At 41.9% G+C, this 21427-nt stretch carries 15 protein-coding genes; 6 read left to right on the top strand and 9 right to left on the bottom strand.

Annotation, left to right across the window (positions count from 1 at the left end):
* Nucleotides 1-214 precede the first annotated feature (214 nt).
* Entirely contained in the window at nucleotides 215-886 is a 672-nt protein-coding gene (locus C2869_RS22485) for a hypothetical protein (RefSeq protein ID WP_159084116.1), read from the bottom strand.
* The gene (locus C2869_RS09370; RefSeq protein WP_159084115.1) at nucleotides 883-5124 is read right to left on the bottom strand and encodes an RHS repeat domain-containing protein; all 4242 of its coding nucleotides are present in this window, start codon (nucleotides 5122-5124) and stop codon (nucleotides 883-885) included. The genes C2869_RS22485 and C2869_RS09370 overlap by 4 nt, the downstream gene beginning before the upstream one ends.
* A gap of 96 nt (nucleotides 5125-5220) precedes the next feature.
* Between C2869_RS09370 and istA the strand changes: the two genes are divergently transcribed.
* Complete coding sequence (gene istA, locus C2869_RS09365) at nucleotides 5221-6741, top strand: IS21 family transposase (protein WP_108601201.1); 1521 nt, start codon at nucleotides 5221-5223, stop codon at nucleotides 6739-6741.
* Between the two features lie 17 nt (nucleotides 6742-6758).
* Entirely contained in the window at nucleotides 6759-7532 is a 774-nt protein-coding gene (istB, locus tag C2869_RS09360) for an IS21-like element helper ATPase IstB (protein ID WP_329604269.1), read from the top strand.
* A 51-nt stretch (nucleotides 7533-7583) separates the two neighbouring features.
* Here the strand turns inward: istB and C2869_RS09355 are convergent, their stop codons facing one another.
* Nucleotides 7584-10310: a SpvB/TcaC N-terminal domain-containing protein gene (locus C2869_RS09355; protein WP_159084114.1), complete on the bottom strand. Its 2727-nt coding sequence runs from the start codon at nucleotides 10308-10310 to the stop codon at nucleotides 7584-7586.
* 114 nt (nucleotides 10311-10424) lie between these two features.
* Between C2869_RS09355 and C2869_RS09350 the strand changes: the two genes are divergently transcribed.
* The 4 genes from C2869_RS09350 (at nucleotide 10425) to C2869_RS22480 (ending at nucleotide 13387) form a co-directional block, all read left to right on the top strand.
* Nucleotides 10425-11003, top strand: a complete 579-nt coding sequence (locus C2869_RS09350) for a hypothetical protein (RefSeq protein ID WP_108602684.1) — start codon at nucleotides 10425-10427, stop codon at nucleotides 11001-11003.
* A gap of 172 nt (nucleotides 11004-11175) precedes the next feature.
* Nucleotides 11176-12414, top strand: coding sequence for a DDE-type integrase/transposase/recombinase (locus tag C2869_RS09345; RefSeq protein ID WP_108602683.1), 1239 nt, complete (start codon nucleotides 11176-11178; stop codon nucleotides 12412-12414).
* Nucleotides 12411-13220: an ExeA family protein gene (locus C2869_RS09340; RefSeq protein WP_108602682.1), complete on the top strand. Its 810-nt coding sequence runs from the start codon at nucleotides 12411-12413 to the stop codon at nucleotides 13218-13220. The genes C2869_RS09345 and C2869_RS09340 overlap by 4 nt, the downstream gene beginning before the upstream one ends.
* A complete protein-coding gene (locus C2869_RS22480; protein WP_159084113.1) occupies nucleotides 13217-13387 on the top strand; it encodes a hypothetical protein in 171 nt (56 codons plus the stop codon). Before C2869_RS09340 ends, C2869_RS22480 begins: the two co-directional genes overlap by 4 nt.
* Nucleotides 13388-13607: 220 nt before the next feature.
* On the opposite strand, the gene C2869_RS09335 is transcribed toward C2869_RS22480, so the two are convergent.
* From C2869_RS09335 to C2869_RS09310, 6 genes are all read right to left on the bottom strand, one after another.
* Nucleotides 13608-14000 carry a hypothetical protein gene (locus C2869_RS09335; protein WP_108602681.1) on the bottom strand — a complete coding sequence of 131 codons (393 nt, stop codon included), beginning with the start codon at nucleotides 13998-14000 and terminating at the stop codon, nucleotides 13608-13610.
* 626 nt (nucleotides 14001-14626) lie between these two features.
* Nucleotides 14627-15154 (bottom strand): CsgG/HfaB family protein, encoded by a 528-nt coding sequence (locus C2869_RS09330; protein WP_108602680.1) that lies wholly within the window; start codon nucleotides 15152-15154, stop codon nucleotides 14627-14629.
* Nucleotides 15155-17470 carry a caspase family protein gene (locus C2869_RS09325; RefSeq protein ID WP_108602679.1) on the bottom strand — a complete coding sequence of 772 codons (2316 nt, stop codon included), beginning with the start codon at nucleotides 17468-17470 and terminating at the stop codon, nucleotides 15155-15157. It abuts the gene before it with no gap.
* Between the two features lie 9 nt (nucleotides 17471-17479).
* The gene (locus C2869_RS09320; RefSeq protein ID WP_108602678.1) at nucleotides 17480-18850 is read right to left on the bottom strand and encodes a tetratricopeptide repeat protein; all 1371 of its coding nucleotides are present in this window, start codon (nucleotides 18848-18850) and stop codon (nucleotides 17480-17482) included.
* Nucleotides 18843-20018 carry a CsgG/HfaB family protein gene (locus C2869_RS09315; RefSeq protein ID WP_108602677.1) on the bottom strand — a complete coding sequence of 392 codons (1176 nt, stop codon included), beginning with the start codon at nucleotides 20016-20018 and terminating at the stop codon, nucleotides 18843-18845. The genes C2869_RS09320 and C2869_RS09315 overlap by 8 nt, the downstream gene beginning before the upstream one ends.
* Before the next feature lie 9 nt (nucleotides 20019-20027).
* A complete protein-coding gene (locus C2869_RS09310) occupies nucleotides 20028-21416 on the bottom strand; it encodes a hypothetical protein (RefSeq protein ID WP_108602676.1) in 1389 nt (462 codons plus the stop codon).
* Nucleotides 21417-21427 lie beyond the last annotated feature (11 nt).

Below are 21427 nucleotides of genomic sequence, written 5' to 3'. Positions count from 1 at the left end.
GGTTAAAAGTATGATGCAGTTTGGAAAGGGTTATGATCGAAGTTGGGAGATCGTGCGATAAGAATTTGGTAAGGCGAAAAAATCAGTCGATATTATCGTGGTAAAAACGTCATAACCTTGCCAAATCGTTCGATATTTAAATTGGCAAAAGTTATGACATTATTTTGGTAAACAACACTACAGTTAGCTAGGGCGCTTCGGAATAAAGACTAACTCACTCAATATCATTTGATTGATTAAAAATATCATTAACATTGATATCACTATCTAAGAAATCTGGAAAGGAAGGCACCAAGTTTAATATGGAGCCCAGGCTTCCTTTCGCCCGAACACAGCCACTACCGTCCAGCTCAAAAGCTTCCAGCTTTAATAACCCCTTATATCTAAAATCATTGAATAAAAAACCGTAATCGCTCGAACATTTAACAGAATAAACGGTCCCGTCACTTCCTTTGGAATATTCATTTTCAAGAACAAACATACCACCCTCACGATTAACCACTCTAAATAGCCTTATATCATTAGATAAATGGCTACTTCTGGATAAGCAAACATCATTTTTAACATCATCAATCTCTTCTACAAAAAGCAACTGCTCGTCACCTTCACGGATACTATGTGACGACAAACCAACCATAACAACTGAGATTTTCCTTAAGGCAACATCCCCCCTGAATTCATCCAATATAGAAACCTCATACTGAACAAACGAGCACTGATCTTCTAAGCCCGAGACATGATGAACTTTTTCAACTCGGCCAACTAGTATATTCGATGTAGCCGACAAATAGCTGTCCGTCGACACCATACTAAATTGAACATCATTAGATGCTATAGAGCACGACATAAATAAGATAAATGAAACGCTTAATAAAATTCTAATCACTGACAAGCTCCTTGACCATGCTGACTCTGGCAACGACTTAGGCCTCGATTATTTGAAATTGGGTGAGGCTGGTTAAATAGACCGAATTCGCTACCAGCCCTGTGATTTAGCTCATGACCAACATTAAAAGAAGCAAATTGCGCTCCCGTAAAAGTAACTAATGCAGATGTCGACAAAGCTCCATGAGCATTATGATATGAGTAACTTCCTTGGAACCCAATCGTTGCAGACCGGAATAAAGTAATCGCCCCAGATGATCTATTAGTTTGAGCATGCACAAAACCCATCTTCACACCCGCATTAAACAGAGCAACCACCTGTGAAGCATTAGCAGTTTTAAACTGCTTTAAGTTTCCAGTAGTAGGGTCAACAAACCTAACAAAGTATCTATCATCCAAAGAAATATTTTTCTCAGAACCAACAGCATTATTAAAGTTTTTAAGCCTCGATGCCGCAGTCCCCTCATTGGTAACGTCAGATACTCCAACCATAGAGCTATGCGCCTTTTGTACACCTTGTTCTGCTTTTGCAAAGTTCACTTCTATCTTAGCCCCGATTGCACAAACACCGCATGCCAATCTCATCCTTGCAAGCACTTTACTTTTTGCTAATTCTCGAGCCTTTTCCTCAGCATCTTCCTCTACGCCTTTTTTTGCAGCATCTTCTGTATCAGTACAGGCTTTGTCACTACTATTACATTCTTCTGCCGTAAACCCTGTAGGATCGACTAAACTTAAAGGGTTATTCAAAACGTAGCTATAGCGATTAAAGCTTTGGCTATTTTTAGGAGATTGAATAATTATATCAGGTGTTAGAAATCGACCAATTTCAGGATCATATACTCGGCCATTCATATGTACTAAACCTACATCGTCTAGTTGTTCATGGCCTGTAAAACCCTTAGTGGAAATATCTCGTAAAAGCGCAACATTAAGCGTACCTGTTGTCCAATTGCTGAGTTGTCGTTTTCCCCACGCATCAAACCTCATTCTGTCAACATAGTTACCGTTTTCATCTGATATGGCTTCAACTGAGCCTAAATGATTATGATGTAGATAATGTAAAGTTGAATTGCTCGCAAATTTAGTTTCGACCAAATAGTCACCAATATACACTTTTTGAATTCGTTGGTTACCACGAATCTGTTCTTGGTAATCATCAACGTAATAAGTGATCCCATCAGAATTGTCTTGGCGATATCGTTTTTGATCAGGCCCATACTTGAAATTGACATTATCAATTCGAGTTGGCTTGTTAAAAACATTATAGTCAAGCGTAGTTACCTGACCATTGATTAATATTTTGCTTTTAATATTGCCGTAAGCATCGTAACTGTATTTCGTCTCTCCTGCACTGGTAACGGCATGCACTCCCGCATTACCTATTTTTTCGTATTTAAGAACCTGATTTAATCCAATACTACTGTCGGTTTTTAGCGTTAAGTTACCAAGTTCATCATAATCAAAAAGTTGTGTGCGGATTGCACCTATACCATATGTGTTGGCTCCTGTAAGACGGTTCAAATCATCATAATCAAACTGTTCAGTTATATCCTCTTGTGACCACTGCCCTATCTCATGACGCATAGAAGAGCGTAGTCTCAAGTTACCTATCGAGTCAAATTGATACGATAATTGTTGAATGTTACCTGTGACACTTGAGCCGTCAGTTCCCGCAGCAAGTTTTCCTGTGGTAATATCGGCAACAAGACCGCTACGTTGGTTGTAGCTATATTCTGTTTTTACTTGATTGCCTAGCCAAAATTCAGTTTGCCGTCCTCGACTATCGTACTGATTACCAATAATTCGGAAAACTTGGTTAGAATCATTAGCATTTCGTGTTCTAACTAACTCTCCATTTGTATGATATTCATGCTTAACTTTTAATCCTGTTGGATATTCAACAGTCAATTGGCGACTAAAGGCATCATAGGTATAATCGAAGGTAGCTGTAGTCATGCCGCTTGCCGACACTACACGAGACTCGAGTCGGTTAAGAGCATCGTAAGAATAAGCCTCATGAAAATCGCCCCCCGTTGTTTTGCGGCTTAAAGTACCTAGTTTACCTTCATCCCAATACCAACGGTGAATTTTAGCCTGGCTATTGTAATTTTGTTCATACCTTAGCGTGTTTCTACCCAAGCTATCATAGCTTACTTCCATATATTTTTGGGCGCTTGTATCAGGAGCCCAAGTTTGTCGCCGTAGTTCACCATAAGCGTTGTATTCAAAATTAATTTCGCCTGCATCAGGGTCATTGATTAGCGTTTTATTACCAGCGATATCATATTCAATGGTAATTTTAGTATCTTGATCCTGATTTACAATGGTGCTGGTCAGGTTATCAAAACCATCATAACCATACTCCACTTCTGTTTGGTAGGTATCAGTTATTTTGAAGGTACGCCCCAAATTGTCATATTGCTCAAGCGTTGTTTGACTGGAAAGCTCTACACCGTTCTCATCTTTTACGCTAACTGTAACTCCTTTTGTAACGAACCCTAAGTAGCTCCCGTACGTCGTTGTTTTTGTTCCGCCATCTACGCCTACTTCCAGTAGTGGTCTTCCAACAACATCATAATTGCTCATTGTATGCCAATGCTGAGCCTGTACTCCCATAAAAGGAGCTGAAACACGATGCACATAACCATTGTCATAGTATTCGGTATCTGTACTAATAGGTTCGCCATTTACGTTATACACTTGCTCCCTAACTTTTCTTTGCAACTTATCAAAAAAGGCAATTGTTAAGGGTGCTCCAAGTTTGTCGTTCGTCGGGCTAGTCACTCGAATGGCTTTAAAGTATACACCTGTATCAGGACATACAATACCTGTGGCAGCATTATCGCAATAGTAGCGTATAACTGATATTTGAGATTCATCTGGCTTAACCGTTGATACCATGCGCCCTAAAAAGTCATAAGAGATATAGGTGGCTAGGTTATTTGAATACATTTTTTGTTCGATCGGTAATCCAAAGCGATTATCATATTTATATCTGGCCTCGTGCTGAGCTCCATTAATCACTAATTTAGGTAGACCTGCAGCTGAGAAGCCCAGTTCCTCATGCTTCCGGATAGAGGAAGAACTATGTTGCGTTGAAATATCTGCCGCAACGGTCTCGACACTCTCAATTCTACCTGCATAATCGAATGTTTTTGTTGTTATTACTTGATTCGCAGTTCCTTTATATAAAGTTTCGATTTCAACATCTAGTGTGCCCTGCTTTAACTCAACACTGCGAGTCGATGACTTGCCATCAATGGTCGTAGTGACAGTTTTACCGCCATAAAGTAGCCAATTGCTGGTATCCCAACTGAAATCACTAAAAGTAATATTTTTATGCCGCTGAATATTATTTATTACACTCGTAAAACTATGCGCACTTGATGCAAAACGATCTCCTTCAGCTACCGACAGGTGAGTTAAGTAGCCCTCTGAAGCATATTGATAAAACTCTTTTGAAGCGCCTGCGAGGTACCTATAGCCGCTTCCTATACTGTATTTTTCTGTGTGTCGAGTTTGAATTACGCTGGTCGTTGGCATATCTGCAGGTGTTGTATAATCCATATAGACATCTGCTTTCTCGGTTGAATGGAAGACTACTTGACCATTGTGTGGGAATCCCATGGCATACTTGGTTACTTCTGTCTGTCCTAAGTTAACCTTATTAATTGTAATTTGTTTAAACCCAAGAAAACCTCTGCCATGTAAATCTGAGATTGCATCCTGATACTGGTAATGCGACGCATTACCCAGTTTGTCGGTATAAGTATGCACAACACGAGTATTTCGATTGGCTCTTGAAAGTGGAAATTTAGGAGACTCTGATGAAGTTTGATAAAGCACGCGAAGATTATCAGGTGTGCGATCCGTCAATGTAGAATATTCAAAGCTAATTTTAGCCCCAAAACCGTCCGTAACACTTGTCAGTAAGTCTGGTTGTTCAACAACCTTTGTAAACGATTTGTTAATATTCTCGTTAGCATACTTTATTATTGCGTCAGGAAGCCCATCATGATTCAAGTCTCCTGTTAATGGAATCGAATCTCCAGGAAAAGCCCCCCACTTGAATAACGGCACGCTGGCTGATGAGTATTCATTTCCACCATTATAAAAAGGGTTGATCTCGGTAGGTGTTAATTTGCACCCATATGGATCCATTTCATTTGCGGCATAATAGATCCACCCAATTAGCACCGTAATAGATCCACCACATTTGCGGCTTATTGGATCCACTTTTGACCTAATTTCCCCCTCAGACTTTCGTTAATCTAGCGTATCTTTGATTGTTTTTTCAGTCAGGAGATAGGCATGGCAAACCGGAGGTTTGAAATGTACCAATACAGACAGATCCTCGTTCGCATGCGAATGGGAGATTCCAATCGAGCTATTGCCGATAGCGGCTTAGCTGGACGCAATAAAGTTAAGGCCATCAAGAAATTAGCGCAGGAACAAGGCTGGCTTAACCTTGACAATGACTTGCCTGATAACAACCAACTGGCTGAACTGTTGGGCGAGAAAGCACCAACCCCAACCACCACGTCTTATGTAGAGCCTTATGCTGAACAAGTTACTCGGTGGTATGAGCAAGGGATCCAAGGCACAACAATCCATCAAGCTTTAGTGGATAAATATGGCTTCAAGGGAAGTTACTGGTCAGTCAGTCGTTACCTTAAAGCCTTGTCACAGAAAGCACCAAAAGCGACAACCGTTATCGATTTTTTGCCTGGTGATACGGCGCAAGTGGATTTCGGTGCTGGCCCGCTAATCGTTGATACTCGTACCGGAGAGTTGCGTAAAAGCTGGATCTTTGTAATGACGCTCTCATGGAGCCGACATATTTACGCAGAGTTTATCCGCGACCAAAGCACAGCAACTTGGCTGGCCTGTCATCGACGGGCGTTTGAATGGTTTAAAGGTGTTCCCAAGCGCGTCATTATCGATAATCCCAAATGTGCCATCACTAAGGCTTGCTACCATGATCCACAAGTGCAACGCGCATACGGTGAATGTGCTGAAGGATATGGCTTTTTAATCGCACCTTGTCCTGTACGCGATCCTCAGAAAAAAGGCCGCGTAGAATCTAATGTGAAGTACATTAAGAATAGCTTTGTGCCCTTGAAAGACTTCCGAGGCTTAAGTGATGCGAACGCTCAGCTTAAGGATTGGTTATTGTCAGTCGCCGGTAATCGCAAACACGGCACCACTAAATGTCAGCCTCTTGAACGTTTTAGTGAGATCGAGCAAGCACTATTAAAACCACTCCCCGAGATCCCTCCTGAGCAAGCGGTCTGGGCTAAAGCTAAAGTTCACGGTGATGGCCACGTGCAATTTGAACATTGTCGTTACTCAGTTCCCTACACGCTAGTTCGTGAAACCGTATGGCTCAAAGCGACGGATAATATGATACGGATCTATCAAGAGCATGAACTCAAAGCGACACACCCTCGCTTATTTCATCAAGGCGGCCGTTCAACCGTACCAGAACATCAACCACCTGAGGCACAAGCTTACAATATGCGCGATCCTCAATATTGTTTAACTCAATCAAAACGTATTGGTGAGTCTTGCTACCTCTTTATTCAAAGGCTGTTTGCCAGTCGAGTATTAGATAACTTGCGGGCAGCCCAAGGTGTCGTGGGGTTAACCAAACGTTATGGAGATAAACGGGTTGAAGCGGCGTGTTTACGGGCTTTAACCTTCGATAACGTGCGCTATAGCGCGGTTAAACAGATCCTTGAAAAAGGGTTAGACCAACAACCCAATGAAACTAACGCATTCGATACCTTAAGTGACGTATACACAGGTGGTGGCCGTTTCCACCGCGATCCCAACAAACTTCTCCCTCATTAAATAACAAGGAAAAAACAATGATAAACCCAATTCCGGAACTCACCCCCTTACTAAAACAACTACGTTTATCAGGTATGACGGACTCGTTGGCCATGCGCAATCGAGAAGCCATTGAGCACCAGCTTAGTTACCCAGATTTCCTTGCTTTATTGATCCAAGATGAAGTGGCACGGCGCGATCAGAAGAAATACGCGACTCGGCTGCGCAGAGCAGGCTTTAGGGGGAACAAAACACTGGAAAGCTTCGATCTAAATGCCAACCCCAACTTGAATCGAGCTTATATCAATGAACTGGCCGACTGCCGGTTTATCGAAGAGCATGTTGCCGTCTTAATCGCAGGGCCTTGTGGTACAGGGAAGAGCCATTTAGCCCAAGCGATAGGCCATTGCGCGGTGAAAAAAGGCATTGATACACTGTTCTTCACGCAAGCTAAATTGCTTTCAAACTTACACGCAGCCAGAGCAACCAATGCTTACGAGAAACGATTTCAAGCACTAGCAAAAGTTGATTTACTTATCATTGATGACTTCGGTTTAAAGCCGCTGAAGTCACCTCAAGATGAAGATCTTCATGATCTGATAGACGAACGATATGAACAAAAATCAACGATCATTACCAGTAATTTAGACTTCAGTGAATGGGGACAAGCTTTCCCCAATAAATTACTTGGAGCAGCCACCCTTGATCGACTTAGACACAACGCCTATCGCCTGGTTTTAGAAGGAGAAAGTTACCGCAAATTACGAGAAAATAATGATCACACTGGACTAGGAGAAAAAAGCGAGAAATAATCACCTTGTCTGAGGGCAAAAATGACCGTTTTAAGTGGATCCATTACGCCGCTAATCACTGGATCTGTTAGGGTGCAAATCGACAGTAGGTGTAAATTCAAGTTTACCATCAATAAAGCCAGCTAACGCTACACGCCACACGCCTGCATCTAGTCCGATATCTTGCAAATAAAGAAGATCACTTAACCCATCATTATTGTAATCAAATACAGCTGCAGGTTGGTTAGTCCAGTGACCAGCGGTTATACCAATATCAACACTGTCTTCAAATCCATAACCATTATTAAGCTTTACATACCAGCGACCTTCATCCTCCTTACAGTAGATAATTACGATTGGGCATGAACCAATATTGTCAGGGAAATATTTAACATCATCATTTTGATTTGGCATACGGTGAAAAGCATAATCCTGTAATCCATCACCATTGAAGTCACCTAGAACATAATAAAGCCCTGATGCAGTTTGCAGTAATCCACCTCCAGCAGACAAATTTTTATATGCATTGTAGTATTGAAATCCCGTTTTATCTTCAGGTTCTTTAGATGGTAAATCATATGCTATTTCATATGGCGTTTTAAGATCCATCATGTGATAACGAGCATTGCTTCTTGGCAAAGCAATTCCGTCTGAACCGTTTGTGTATCTACTTATTAATCCTAATCTAATTCCATCAATAGAAGGTATGTGTCCAGTATAATCTATGATATTTGTATTGTAGTTCGGTCCTTCTTCGGGGTTACGCACCAACTCCAATCCAAAAACGTCCAGAATGCCATCATTATTTATATCCTCTAGAAAAGATTCTGAATACAGAGGACTGTTAAAAGCATTTCCTTGATGAAGGGGTTCACCATAAAGGTCTGACCTTTCATGCTGTAAATCAACACCAAGAGTCCAGTTGTTGCCTTGCAGTAGGAAATCGTCTAAGCCATCTTTATCAATGTCACTTACAATTAAATGATGGCCAGAGTGGATCTCCCCCCTATGGTATTCAATTGGTACTTCTCTGGCTTCACTTTTCTTATTTGTCTGATGGACTTTTCTATCACTTAGCAATTTACTTTGGTAATCAGGAAACCAAATCTCAACATCATCTTGCCTGTTTCTAGCATAATTACTGGTGTCTACTTTTTTGCGTTGGATTAATAACGCATACCCATTTTCGGTACGAAAAGGTTTCAACGACGCTATACGATCATTTCCATCACTAAAAATGCCACTTGTATCAAAATCTGACCTCTTGAGCGGTAACGAGCTTTTTTGCCAATTGTTAGGAATATTCAACGCCCAATCATCATCATCGAACGTAAAGCCACAGCCTGAATCATCACTTTTACCCCAAGCGATATGCCAGTCAGTCCAGCTTATTTTTGTTCTTCCTGGATTGGTTCCAAAATACTGCATCCAGTAGCCATTTCGGTAATAACCAGTCGTTACGGGACCACTCAACCTCGTAACGGGTGTACCTAATTCATTAACCCAGTACTCCTCATAGTTCTCCGTCCAAATAAGATCATCGTAACCGTCTTGGTTCAAGTCGATAATCTGGCGAATATCCACCGAGTGGCGAGTCAAGTTACCTTCAGTTCTATTAAAGCGTGGAGTATTCATTTGAGCCAAACAACTATTTAGACCCTCGTTGACTACAAAACCTGATCCTCCATTGCTGTACTCCATGACAAGCGGTAGTGTACAATTTGTGCCGTCGCACTCTTTCATTGATTCCAGAAGATAACGCCCTGTTTGAGGGCTACGCGTATGGGTTAGTTGGTACTCTCTGGCTAGGGAAGAAGCTGCGTAAGTCTTCACTCCGACTAAAATAGACTCATTATTTATGCGTTGACCGTTTTCAAAGCGGACCTCAATACCATCATTTTGATTATTGTTCAGATAACTAAATTTGTTTTTGTAATCAAATTCAATTCGACCGACACCAAGGTTAATTTTATCAGGTCTGTATGAACCATCATTATCAACAAGATACTCAACACTGTAGCCTGAACCAGCACTTGTATACGCAGAGTCAATGCCCCAAACTTTGTACACCTGACTTGCACCATCTTGAATCAAACCAGAATAGCGTTCAACAACGCCATTTCTGCGATTAACAATAAACGGGTAGTTACCATAACGATCAGCAACCACTCTAGTAAATTCGTCACCTTCTATGTGGTATGTGGCATTGCTAGCCCAATATTCTGCATCAGAGGCAGCCCCACCGGCGCCGCTTAGCAACAATTTACTGCCATCCAAGCAAAGTCGATCAGCTGCCGTTAATCTAGGGTTAGATCCTGCTGCTAACCCTTTTTCTGTTGCGAATGATTTGTCGCAACGAGTGATTGTTGATAATCCTGTTAACGTCCAACCATGACCAGCAATACAGTTTAAAGTCCTACTGCTATAAGTAATCGCTAAACTAGGGTTAATGCCATATTTTTTATACGGCAAATGAATGGGAACCGAGTATCTAGCAGCCCCTGATTGAGTTACGGCTGCAGTGCCTGAACTAGTGCCAACAAATTCTCCTTCTCCTAAGTTAGGCAAGCTACCAGAACTATCTAGAGGAAAACGGAATCGAGATGGTACATCATTACTTAGTGGTAAGTCTTGAATTGCTGAGGGATCCGAAGTCACGGTCTCAATAGGTCCATATTCAAAATCGTAAGTTGCCCACACTAGGCTTGCCATACGATAGTCATAAGTCCCTTGCTCTTTATTGGTAACTGTAAAACTAATGTCACTAGCACTTTCGGGACTATGTGTTAATTCCCACAATCCAATCACTCCATAATTGACTTACCAGCCAAACTGCAAACAACGGATAACTCATTGTTATAACGTGTAATTTGGGAATTAAGATTTTTATTTACACTGCTGAATATTTTTCTTGTGTCACGTCGAGATTTTTTGTTTGATGCTGGTATGCAAACATTCTTTCAATCCTTATCTGATATTGAGCGTTATCTTGAGCCTTGTCATCGTTATTATTCATTGACCTGTCAACATTGTGGTTTAGGTGGGCATTTAATTAGCCATGGCTTTATTTACAAACAGCTGTCTATGCATGAGCGTAAAACCATGGGCAAGCGAGTTGTTTGTTCTAATCGTTTCGGTCATTCCGGTTGTGGCCGTACCACTCAGTTAGTCTTGGCTGAATGTTTACCTAATCGCCAATACAGCGCTTGGCAATTGAGTGTGTTTATTGTGTTGTTACTGGCTAATGTCGCTGTGGTTAAAGCTTATCAACTAGCCACTGAACAAGTGAGTACCCGTCAGGCTTGGCGTTGGGTTGCCGCTTTAAAACGTAATATCATGCAGTATCGATTAAGGCTTAAGTCACCCGTTTCTGTTACCTCTTCTTGGCGTTGTACTCATCCTGTTTTTGCGACCCTTTGTGCACTTGTGAATGGTTTAACAGCACCCGTCTGTCTGGCGTTTCAATTATCCGCACAAACCGCCTTTATCTAACCTATTGATGGGGATGTCAGGGTTTATTACGGCTTTTTCATTATTCAATTTGCCACTTTATCTTCGTCACTGAGTTATTTCGTTGAGGGATTTCTTCGCCCCACATGAGAGGTCAGTCGGCTCCCACCTTGGTTTTCGCTACCCTCAGGTAAAACACAAGGAGAACCACTGAATGAAGATGAAAGCTAACAAGCCCCCATTAGAAATTAGACTGCAAGTGCTAAGCGCAGTTGATTATGCGCCTGGTAACAGTATTCGTGAGCGTATTAAGTCTGTTGCAACGCGCACCTTTGTTGATAAGCAAACCAATGTGGAGTATCAGTTTACTTGGCGCACCATTAGCACTTGGCATTATCGATTTAAGCGCAATGGTGTGACGACCTTGGATAATAAAACCCGCCGAGATAAGAACAGTTACCGTAAGGTGCAACCTAATGAGTTGGCCGAGGGTATTCATGAGGTATTGCCGTATTTAGGCCGCAGTAAAAATGGCTCTGTGCCTAAAATGGCGTTGTATCGACGCTTGTTAAGCTCGGGGTTATTTAAACGTTCGCAGCTGTCTCAAACTTCGTTTTACCGCATGGTTCGCAACCATGGCTTACTGGATAGTGAGCAGTGCCAGAAACTGCGTCAATCGTTCGCCATGCAGTTTGCTAATGAATTGTGGCAGGCTGATACCATGTACGGCCCTAGGGTTATCGATAGTGATGGCCATAAACGTAAAACCTTTTTAATCGCTTTCATTGATGATGCTTCAAGGTTAATTACCCATGCTGAGTTTTTCTATGCCGACAACACGGTCAATATGTGTGATGCCTTTCGCACCGCTTTGTTTAAGCGCGGCAAGCCCGAACGCTTATACTTTGATAATGGCAGTAATTACACCTCTAAAGAAATTCTACAAGCTTGTGTGCGCTTGGATATTCACCTGTCTCATGCCCCTATTCGCGATGGCGCGGCTAAAGGTAAAATTGAACGCTTTTTCCGGCGTTTCCGTGACCAGTTCTTAGTGGATAATCCTGATATTACCACCCTTGATGAACTGAATGATAAGTCCCATGATTGGGTAGAAGTCAGTTACAACAGTCAGTTTCACTCCGGTATTCAAATGACACCGCTCGATAGGTTTAGCCTCGATTTAAACCGCATTCAATTTATGGCCGATGATGAGTTTACAGAAGAAGTCTTCTTTGTGGAGCAAGACCGTAAAGTCAGTAAAACGAATGTTTTTTCCATCAACAAACAACAGTTTGAATGCCCAGTCGATTTACGCGGGAAAACAGTACAGGTTAGATTTAATCGTTCCGCTCAAGATAAGTTTATTGTCTATTATCAAGGCCAACGTATGGGGCAAGCCTCACACTTAGACTTACACGCCAATGCCATTAGACACTTGCGAGGTGATGTATGATTTCCAGTATCTTCGCTATCACGAAAGAGCCGTTTAATCGCTCAAACTTAGCTTTGTTATCACAACAGAAACACATCAGCGATGTCATTAAAATCCACGCCTCTCAAGGTGGGTTTTCCGTGATTATCGGTGAACCGGGTGTCGGTAAAAGTGTATTGCGCGAGCATATTGAACACTGGCATAACGAGCGCGATACCACGGTCGTGGCCATTTCCAGAACCATGCACACGTACATCAATATCCTTAAACAATTGGCCTTATCGTTTAAATTAGATGTGCCAACCAAAGACTTAGAAGCCGAGTTAATTAAAGCGGCCTATGAGCATATCCGCCAGCGTAAAACCTTGTATATCCTGATTGATGAAGCCCATTTACTCAATATTGAGGTGTTACGCAAACTGCGCTTGTTGTTTGAGAAGTTCCCCAAAAAGCACAACTTGGTGTTATTCGGCCAACCCGATTTATTACACTATCTATCACTTAACGTTAATGCCGATATTAAGTCGCGCATTACTTTTTCCCAATCCATCAAACCGCTGAATGATGATGACCTTGAGTGTTATATCATCAAAGAATTAGAAGCGGCCAAGATGGGTATTAATACCTTCGATAGTGCCGCTATTGAGGTCATATTGCGCTCCAGCAATGGTAACTTACGCCTATGTCGTAACCTGTGTTATGCCAGCCTTATCGAAGCCTGTCGCGAAGCCAAAAAGATTGTCACTATCAGCCACGTTAATAATGTGCTTATCCAGCCCCATTGGCGCAGCCATGAAGACTTAATTAAGCAACAGGTGGCATCATGAAGATCATGCAAACCACCCAATACCTAAGTGCGGAAGACGCCGAGTCCATCATACGATTCTTGGATGATATCCGCGAAATGCTGGTCGCAAGTTATGGTGAAGAAATACGCCAACATCATCGCAGTCGTTTAAAGTTGGAGAGATATGAGCTGAAAGATGATGAATAGTTAAATCTAATACGCCAGATCATCATAAAGCCAACGCCTGAGTTAAAACCTCGGGCGTTTTACGTTTGGTCATAGCGAAATTTTAATCATATTCAGATGACCAAAATCATCATATATGACGGCAGTTTGGTTAAAAGTATAATGCAGTTTGAGAAAGGTTATGATCGAAGTTGGGAGATCGTGCGATAAGAATTTGGTAAAGCGAAAAAATCGGTTGATATTATCGTGGTAAAAATGTCATAACCTTGCCAAATCGTTCGATAAATAATTTGGCAAAAGCTATGACATTATTTTGGTAAACAACACTATGGATAAAAACCCAATCTCCACCATTTTTTCTTTCATACAATTCCCAGTAATTATTCGGCGTAGGCCAGCTTACTGTGTAATTTCCAGAGCCATTTCCACCAAATTCTTCAATTGTCAAAGATGGAGCTTCAGCATAAGACACATTGGGAAAAATTAGGGCAATACTCAAAAAAATTAGAATAAATGTGTTGCAGTTATTGAGTTTTATTTGCTTTCTATTACTCAATGCTTTCTGCCACAAGTCTCTTGTAACTAGGCAAGCTACCTCGTTAAAAAGCAAAAGAGCTAATCCCTTAATCTTCATATTTTTTAATCCGTATGTTTTTGAAAACAGTTGCTCCGAATGGGGCAATAATAAGATAACACTAAATATACCCAATTTAGTTAACTATTTACAATAGATCATTTGAGTTATTTTCCCAACCCAAAAGACATCATTTTGATACTAAAATCACATCATTACAAACTATTGATATTTTGAGTATAAGGCTTTGGTGTAGCAGAGTGAGCTGTGTGCTACCCAAAAAGCACAACTTGGTGTTATTCGGCCAACCCGATTTATTACACTATCTATCGCTTAACGTTAATTGACTATATTAAGTCGCGCATTATTTAGAAGCCGCTAAGGTAAACAACATTTGGTCATAGCGAAATTTTAATCATATTCAGATGACTAAAATCATCATATCTGACGGCAGTTTGGTTAAAAATATGATGCAGTTTGAGAAGGGTTATGATCGGGATTGGGAGATCGTGCAATAAGAATTTGGTAAGGCGAAAAAATCGGTCGATATTATCGTGGTAAAAGTAACTGCTCCCTGCGTTACTCCCTTACCCTCCATCCATGGAGGGCAAAAACGTCATAACCTTGCCAAATCGTTCGATAAATAATTTGGCGAAAGCTATGACATTAATTTTGTAAACAACATTCTATTTAGCCAAACAGCATTTTTTAAAGGATAGGGATAGTTGTTGGCTTATGGTTTCAGTGGTGGTGAGTAAATCGTTGTGGCCTTGTTCGGCAGAAGCTGTAGCGACTATTTCGGTTGTTTCAGTATTAACGATACGCAATTCCATTTGCGCTTGCGGGCCTATTTTTAAATAGGTGCCAAATAACATGTATTGTGCGCCGAGTAACTTACCCAAGCGAATGCGGGTAGACTCATCAGCTAGTTGCGAACTACTGAGTTTTTGCTCATTTAAAATCTCTAATAACTTTTGCCGTTCGACAATGGTGATAGGCAGTTGGCTCAATGACGCAGTCAATAAATCAGGAACCAATTGCTCAATCATTTGCTTGGTATCGAGATCCATTTCCTGACCATAAACGGTAGAATCTATCGGCCAAATAGCCAGTCGCGCTTGTTGTTCAGCTTTGGTTGGTAAAATAAACAGTAGCAAGCTCAGACTAACAGAAACTGAGATGGCTAGTTTGCAAAGCAACTGACGAAATAGCATTTAAAAGCTCGCTTTTACTCTTAGGTTTTGTGACCAATCGCCTTTTTTCTCAATCGGCACAGCAAAAGCCATTTTATCTTGCACGCTGGCAATACGTAATTGGCCGTAATCAGGATCTTTTTTGCCTATAACTTTACCTTGAAATTTCACCTCTTGCGGGGCGCCTAAAACATTAAATAAATCACCTGCAAATACATTGTGATCGCGGCCTAAGTTAATTATCACAGTATCTTCCTCGACCATAGCAATACGACCTTGGCGTGGATACGCTTTGGCCATCGCCTCGGCTGTTTTTTGCGCTATGGTGGCACTGATCAGGGTTGGGTCAAACTCACCTTGGATCGTCTCAGTCACCGCTTTGATGATCTGGGTTGTTTCGGTATCAATTAATCGAAATGACACTAAGGTTTTGTTATTCATATAGTAAATATTACCAAAACTGATCACCCGAGCTGCGGTTAAGCGCCCTAACTTTAAGCGAGTTTGCGGATCCGCCAATGCCGATGAAGTTAGCTTAAGTTCATTTAAAATTTTATCAATCAGTGCCCTATCTACCACTTTAACATTCTCAACCCTTAATTCGCGTTGCATTTCTTGGCTAAGTAAATCAGCCATGCCGATACGCCCCGTTAAAGGCACTGACTTTTCTTGAAATCCCAATACAGAAATAGCAACTGGGCGGCTAGTCCAAGGGTCGCTAGTGTCTTGCGGCTGCGATTTTTGTTGTTCAAAGCGCGTTAATAGTTCTTTAACACTGTTGTCGATTTGCTTTTGGCGCTCCAGATCATTGCGCTCTTTCTGCTCTTGTTGGATCTGAAATGCTAAAGATTGTGCGATGCGGTCTTGGGTCGCAACATGTTGGTTAGCATTAAGTACATTTAAAGCCTGCTCTTGCTTTCCTTCGTCTCGTAATAAAGTGGCTAAATTAGTGACTGCGCTAACAGAATACTTATCTATTTGCATGGCTTGCTGATAGGCTTTTTTCGCTACTTCAGGGTTTTTCTCGCGATTAGCATTGCCTTTCGAGACAACCGCCAGCGCGCGTTGCCATGAAAAATCAGCCGTACTCTGTTTGGCTGTTGCACTATTTAAGTAATCAGAGGCTTCGTCAGCTTTACCTTTGGCGAAGGCTACGCGGGCTTTAACCAATAAAGCCACACTGCTTTTATCATTATAATCGAGCACTTCATTGGCAAACTCTTGTGCTTCATCGACTTTACCCTGCTCAAAAGACACAAGCGCTAAACCTTCAATACCACGTACATACATGGCTTCGTTTTCGCTGTCGGTTAACTTTTCAAATATTTTGCGGGCTTTATCAAACTGGCGTTTTTTCAATGCTGCATAGCCAGACGCAGCTCTAATAATGCCGGGCTTGTCTAACTCTTGTTGCTCTGCACGGGCTATTTTATTTTGCGCTAATGCGACAAATTGCCCTTTGGGGTATTTTGCTAAATAGGCGCTAAAATCATCAACACTTTGACTATCAACAATCGAGTTCCAATAGGCTAGCTCCACAGCTTCAGGCATAATTTTGCCATTGGTATCAAGCGGTAAAAAATAAAAATCAGCACCTTTTAAACTGCTTTCTTCACGCGGGCTTTGGCTGTTATTCGACTCATTTTCGACTCTTTCACGAGTGCGTTTAAATACTTGCTCAGCACTTAACCCCGGGACGCGTAAGCTATTCACTAAATGCGAGGTATATAAGCCATTGTCTCCTGCGCCATCACTAGCGGTTGCACCAGGGATAGTGGCATAGGCTATCAAGGTACCAGAAGGTGCCATCATGCGTGATAAACCATCTTGGCGCAGCGATGACGCGGTACCCGAACCAAAAGGATTATTGCGACAGGCGTCGAGCACAACAAACGCATTAGATAATTTGCCACCAGTAAAATTGCTCATGACTAAACTCACGTCAACCGCTTTGCTTTCCACGTCGGACTCGTCACTATATCCTTCGCCAATCGGAATTAAATAGTTAACGCCTTTAACACTGACGCCGTGGCCAGCAAAATAAAACAAGCCAGCTTCGACCTTACTATTAACTAAGCGCTGACCAAATTTACCTATCACCGACTCCATTTGCTCTCGATTCAGATCCGTGTACTTATCAACTTCAAACCCCAATTGGCTTAGTGTACTGGCCATGGTTTCAGCATCATTTACTGGATTCTTTAGCGGTGCAAATTGATAATCCGAATTCCCTATCACCAAGGCGATACGTTTTTCAAGCGCAACACTTTTTGCACTGACTAAGGCGCAAAACACCAACAATAAGATGTAGATAGGTTTGAATATTGAAGTTTTCATTTTCGTACCTTATTGCTTAATAAAAACATGGGTTCCTGACACTGTCGCGTCCACCGTGCCGGCTTGGTTGTCTGATACCGTAGTCATCATGGTCGACAACATAACACCATCGGCGTTATTGCCTAAAAAGTTGCCTGTGTAGGTACTCGCCTCGGCTGAAAACGAGCGACAACCAATGCAGCTACCCGATTCAAAGTTGCCGTTAAACCCTTGTGATAACACATTATCATCATAGGTTGTCGAACTGTTTAAACCGGCAAAGGAAATGTCACCTATATCAAAGCCCAACTCATTAAGCTGCACGGTTCGATTAACAAAATCGACATTAATATTGCCAGATACATTATTTAAATGGCCGCCGGCTGGAGTAAAAGTCGCACTGCCGGTTCCCGGTAATTGCCTAGTCCCTTCACCTATCATGTAACGCAATTCAGGCTGCAAGTTAGCTATGGTTTGACCTTCTTTGGTTAGTGAAAAAGCATTGCCATCGGCACTATTCCAAGCCCCCCATTGCACTGTACTGCCATCAGCTAAGGTTAACGAATCTATTACGCTATTACTGGCATTATTGCGCTGAGCGAGCAGCGCTTCTGAGCTACCAAAAGATTCCAATTCACCTTGCGCGGTATAACCTATATTGTCTTTGTCCACAGCATTCACTGAGGCTATAGATACCACTGCATTAGCGTTAACCAGTTGCTCGTAACTTAAACCAATCACATTCGGCGGTAAAAAGTCTGATTCATCACCGGCTTCATTACTGGTAAACGCTTCGCCAGGTTTATTTTCAGGGCGCGGCGCGTTTTCTTTAGTACCTACAACCACATTACGCCCCGCGGCTAAGGCCGCCATGGCTTTTGACATATCCACTTCAATTGACGCTTTACCGGCGCTAGCGGCGTTTTTGGACGCTTGCGTGATAGCGGCACGTAATTGCACCTTACCTTGCACATTGGTTGGCGGCATCGCGACACTTAAGTCACCGGCTAAACCAAAATCAGGATCAAGCTCTATGGCTTTTTCAAAAAAGGCCTTAGCCTCGGCAAACTTACCTTGGTCTTGGGCATCCAACCCCATCGAAAACATATGAAAGGCTTCAAAATTAGTGGTGTGAAACTTTTCAATTTTGCGTTTAATTGACGCTGGCAATTGATCAAAATCGACACCTAAGCCTTGTAACGCCGAGTACACAACCTTTTTTTGCGCAACAAAGAATTGGTTAATGCTGCCGGTCTCTTTTGTCCCGCCAATGGCTTGCTGAGTTGTGCTATTGATAATGGCACTCTCTAGGGCAAAATCCTCAGCTAACAGGGTATTGTTCAGTAACAGCAAAGGAACACAACAGGCTGACTTGGCTAACCATAGTTTGAACTTATTCATTGTCGACTCCAAAGTTACCGATTACGATATTCTCAGCTCGTATAATCCGCCCAGCTTTTACTGCGGCATCTTGCGCAACTAGGCCTGAGTCACTGAGTTTAATTTCGTTGGTGAGTTGCTGAACTTTTTGCCGCTCCAATACCTTTAAACCCGGTACATGGCTTAAATCAGCAATAATCATGGCGGCAATACCTTTAGCCAATACGTTGTGGCGCGGATCGCTATTATTGGCAAACGGCTGTACCGCGACCGAGCCCGGCTCAACCGGTTGTTGAGAAAGTTGATTTTCTAACGCCAAGGCGCGACTCACTTCATCTTGTAATTGGTTGGTCAGTAATAGGGTAACGATTTGATTAACGCCGCGATCTTTCGCTTGCTGTGGTGCGTCTTTTTGAAAATCTTGTAAGTGCTTTAAAGCCAAATCATTTTGTTCAATTTCTAAATAAACCAATCCCAAATAATAAGAAGTTAAACTTTCTGATGGCGCTTGTTTTTTTGCTTCTTGTAATAGATTTAACGCGGTGCGGTTATCACCCGCTTTGAAAGCCGCCATGCCTTTACGAATTTTATCTGCCAATTGCACTTTGGCTTTTTCGGCTGCGGCAAGTTGTGCAGTTTCAGTTAAACTATCCGGTTGTTTAGCCAACATAGTGGGCCGCTGACCACTATTATTAAATGGCATCCAGAAGGGTTTGTCTTGCATGACAACGCGCCCACCGGGATATTCAATAACTGCCTCGCCACCTATCACTTTGCCATAAATACCTTGTTTATCAGGGCAAGTTTCATCACAAAGCTTAATCACAAAATAACCGCCAACATTAATCAAATAATTATCGACTTCAATTTGTAACGAGCCGCTATCGCTCAATACGTTAAGCCCACCTTGAGTTAGTTTAATGTTAACTCGGGCTTTATCGTCGATACGCGCGGTACTCTCGCTATGCAATGTTACAATTTCACCTTTGTTAAGCAGTAATTGCGCGCTACCTATTTTTCCGGTTTGAAAAATAATACCAGAAGGTAAAGTCTCTCTGTGTTCTAGTGGCTTAGCTGAAGTTGTTGTCACTTGTTCAGCTTTTCCGGCCACCGATATTACTTGCACCGCATGGCTAGCTGGCAATATGCCCAGTACACTAACGGCAAATAAGGTTAGTAATTTTTTCATTTGCCTCTCCTAAAATAAGTATCTAAGTGACATAGATGCTGTGCCACGGCGATAAGGGAATATATCTCGGGTTGAATCATTTTCAGCCCAACTTAAGCTGGTGCGCCACAACCATTTTTTATTCAGTAAATAACTGTAATTAAGTGAGGTTTGCCACAATTCATCTTCACGAATATTTTTAAAGTCGTTAGAAAATGAATCGGCATAATCGGCAGTTTGATAAGCGAGATTAAGCGCTAAATTACTTTTGGCTGAAGGGGTTACACTGGCAGATAAACGTAGTGATTTTGTTTGTTTATCAAGGTCCACCCTTTGGTTTAAATTGGAATCTTGCGACCAAGTGGTACGCAACACCAACCTAGGTTTCCAACTGGTATTAAACTGTTTACTCAAACCTAAACCTAGGGTGAATACTGTGGCATCTTGACTACTAGAAGCATCAGCATGTTTTAACTCAGAGTATTGGGCAATACCGCTAGCTTCGTAGCCGCTTCCTAAGTCATAACGCGCTTCACCATTCCAAGACAAGGTATTGCGGTACTCGTTACCACCAACAAAAAACTTAGAGCCAGACAAAGTTAAGCGATACAGGCCAATACCTTTTAAAAAAGAAAATCCGGTGTAAGCTGCTAGCGTGTCAGTATCAAATTGCTGAGCTGAAAAATAATGCTTGGTGTCTAAATCTAATCCGGCATAAACCCCTAAGCCTCCGCCCACACGTCTTAAAAATTGACTGCCCAAAGTTAACTGCACAAAGCGACTGGGGTTTTCTTTGGCATCTGGATCGGTAATGGCCGTGCGCACCGCGAGATCAGGCGTATTAGAACCAAATTCGATTTCGTTGTTGTAAGTACCCGCATTAGAATTACTATCGTAACCTGCCGTTAATTCAAAATAGCTACCTGTTTTGTTGCGTTTACTGATCAAGCTATCAGCCTGCATAGCATCTAAATACTGCTGAATTTTATTACGTACATTAGCCGGCGGGTTGTAACGCAAAACAAATTCAAATTCTTGACGAGCTCGAGCATAGGCACCAATTTCGTAATAACCTTTGGCTAATTCTAATCGAGCTCTGTCATTAGTTGGCACCGCTTTTAAATATCGTTCCAGCGCTAAAATACCCTGAGGTAAATACCCTGAGTTAATGGCCGCTATACCATACAAATAATCAAAGTGCGGTTCACCTTGCAATAGTTTGTAACGAGAGCCTAGAACATAAGCCGCTTGATAATCCTCGGCACCTAACAACTTACGCATATCGTCATACACACTGGTTTTATCATCGGCAAACGCCAAGGTGGAGCTGATTAAAATTAACAGCGCCAAACTTGTCTTAAGCCAAGCATTCAATTTAACTGTCAATTGCCGAGTCAAATGGATGTTTTTATTTATCATTTTTATTCCTT

The sequence above is a fragment of the Saccharobesus litoralis genome, assembly GCF_003063625.1.
GTDB classification, from domain to species: Bacteria; Pseudomonadota; Gammaproteobacteria; order Enterobacterales; family Alteromonadaceae; genus Saccharobesus; species Saccharobesus litoralis.
This window is presented reverse-complemented; position numbering and strand designations above follow the sequence as displayed.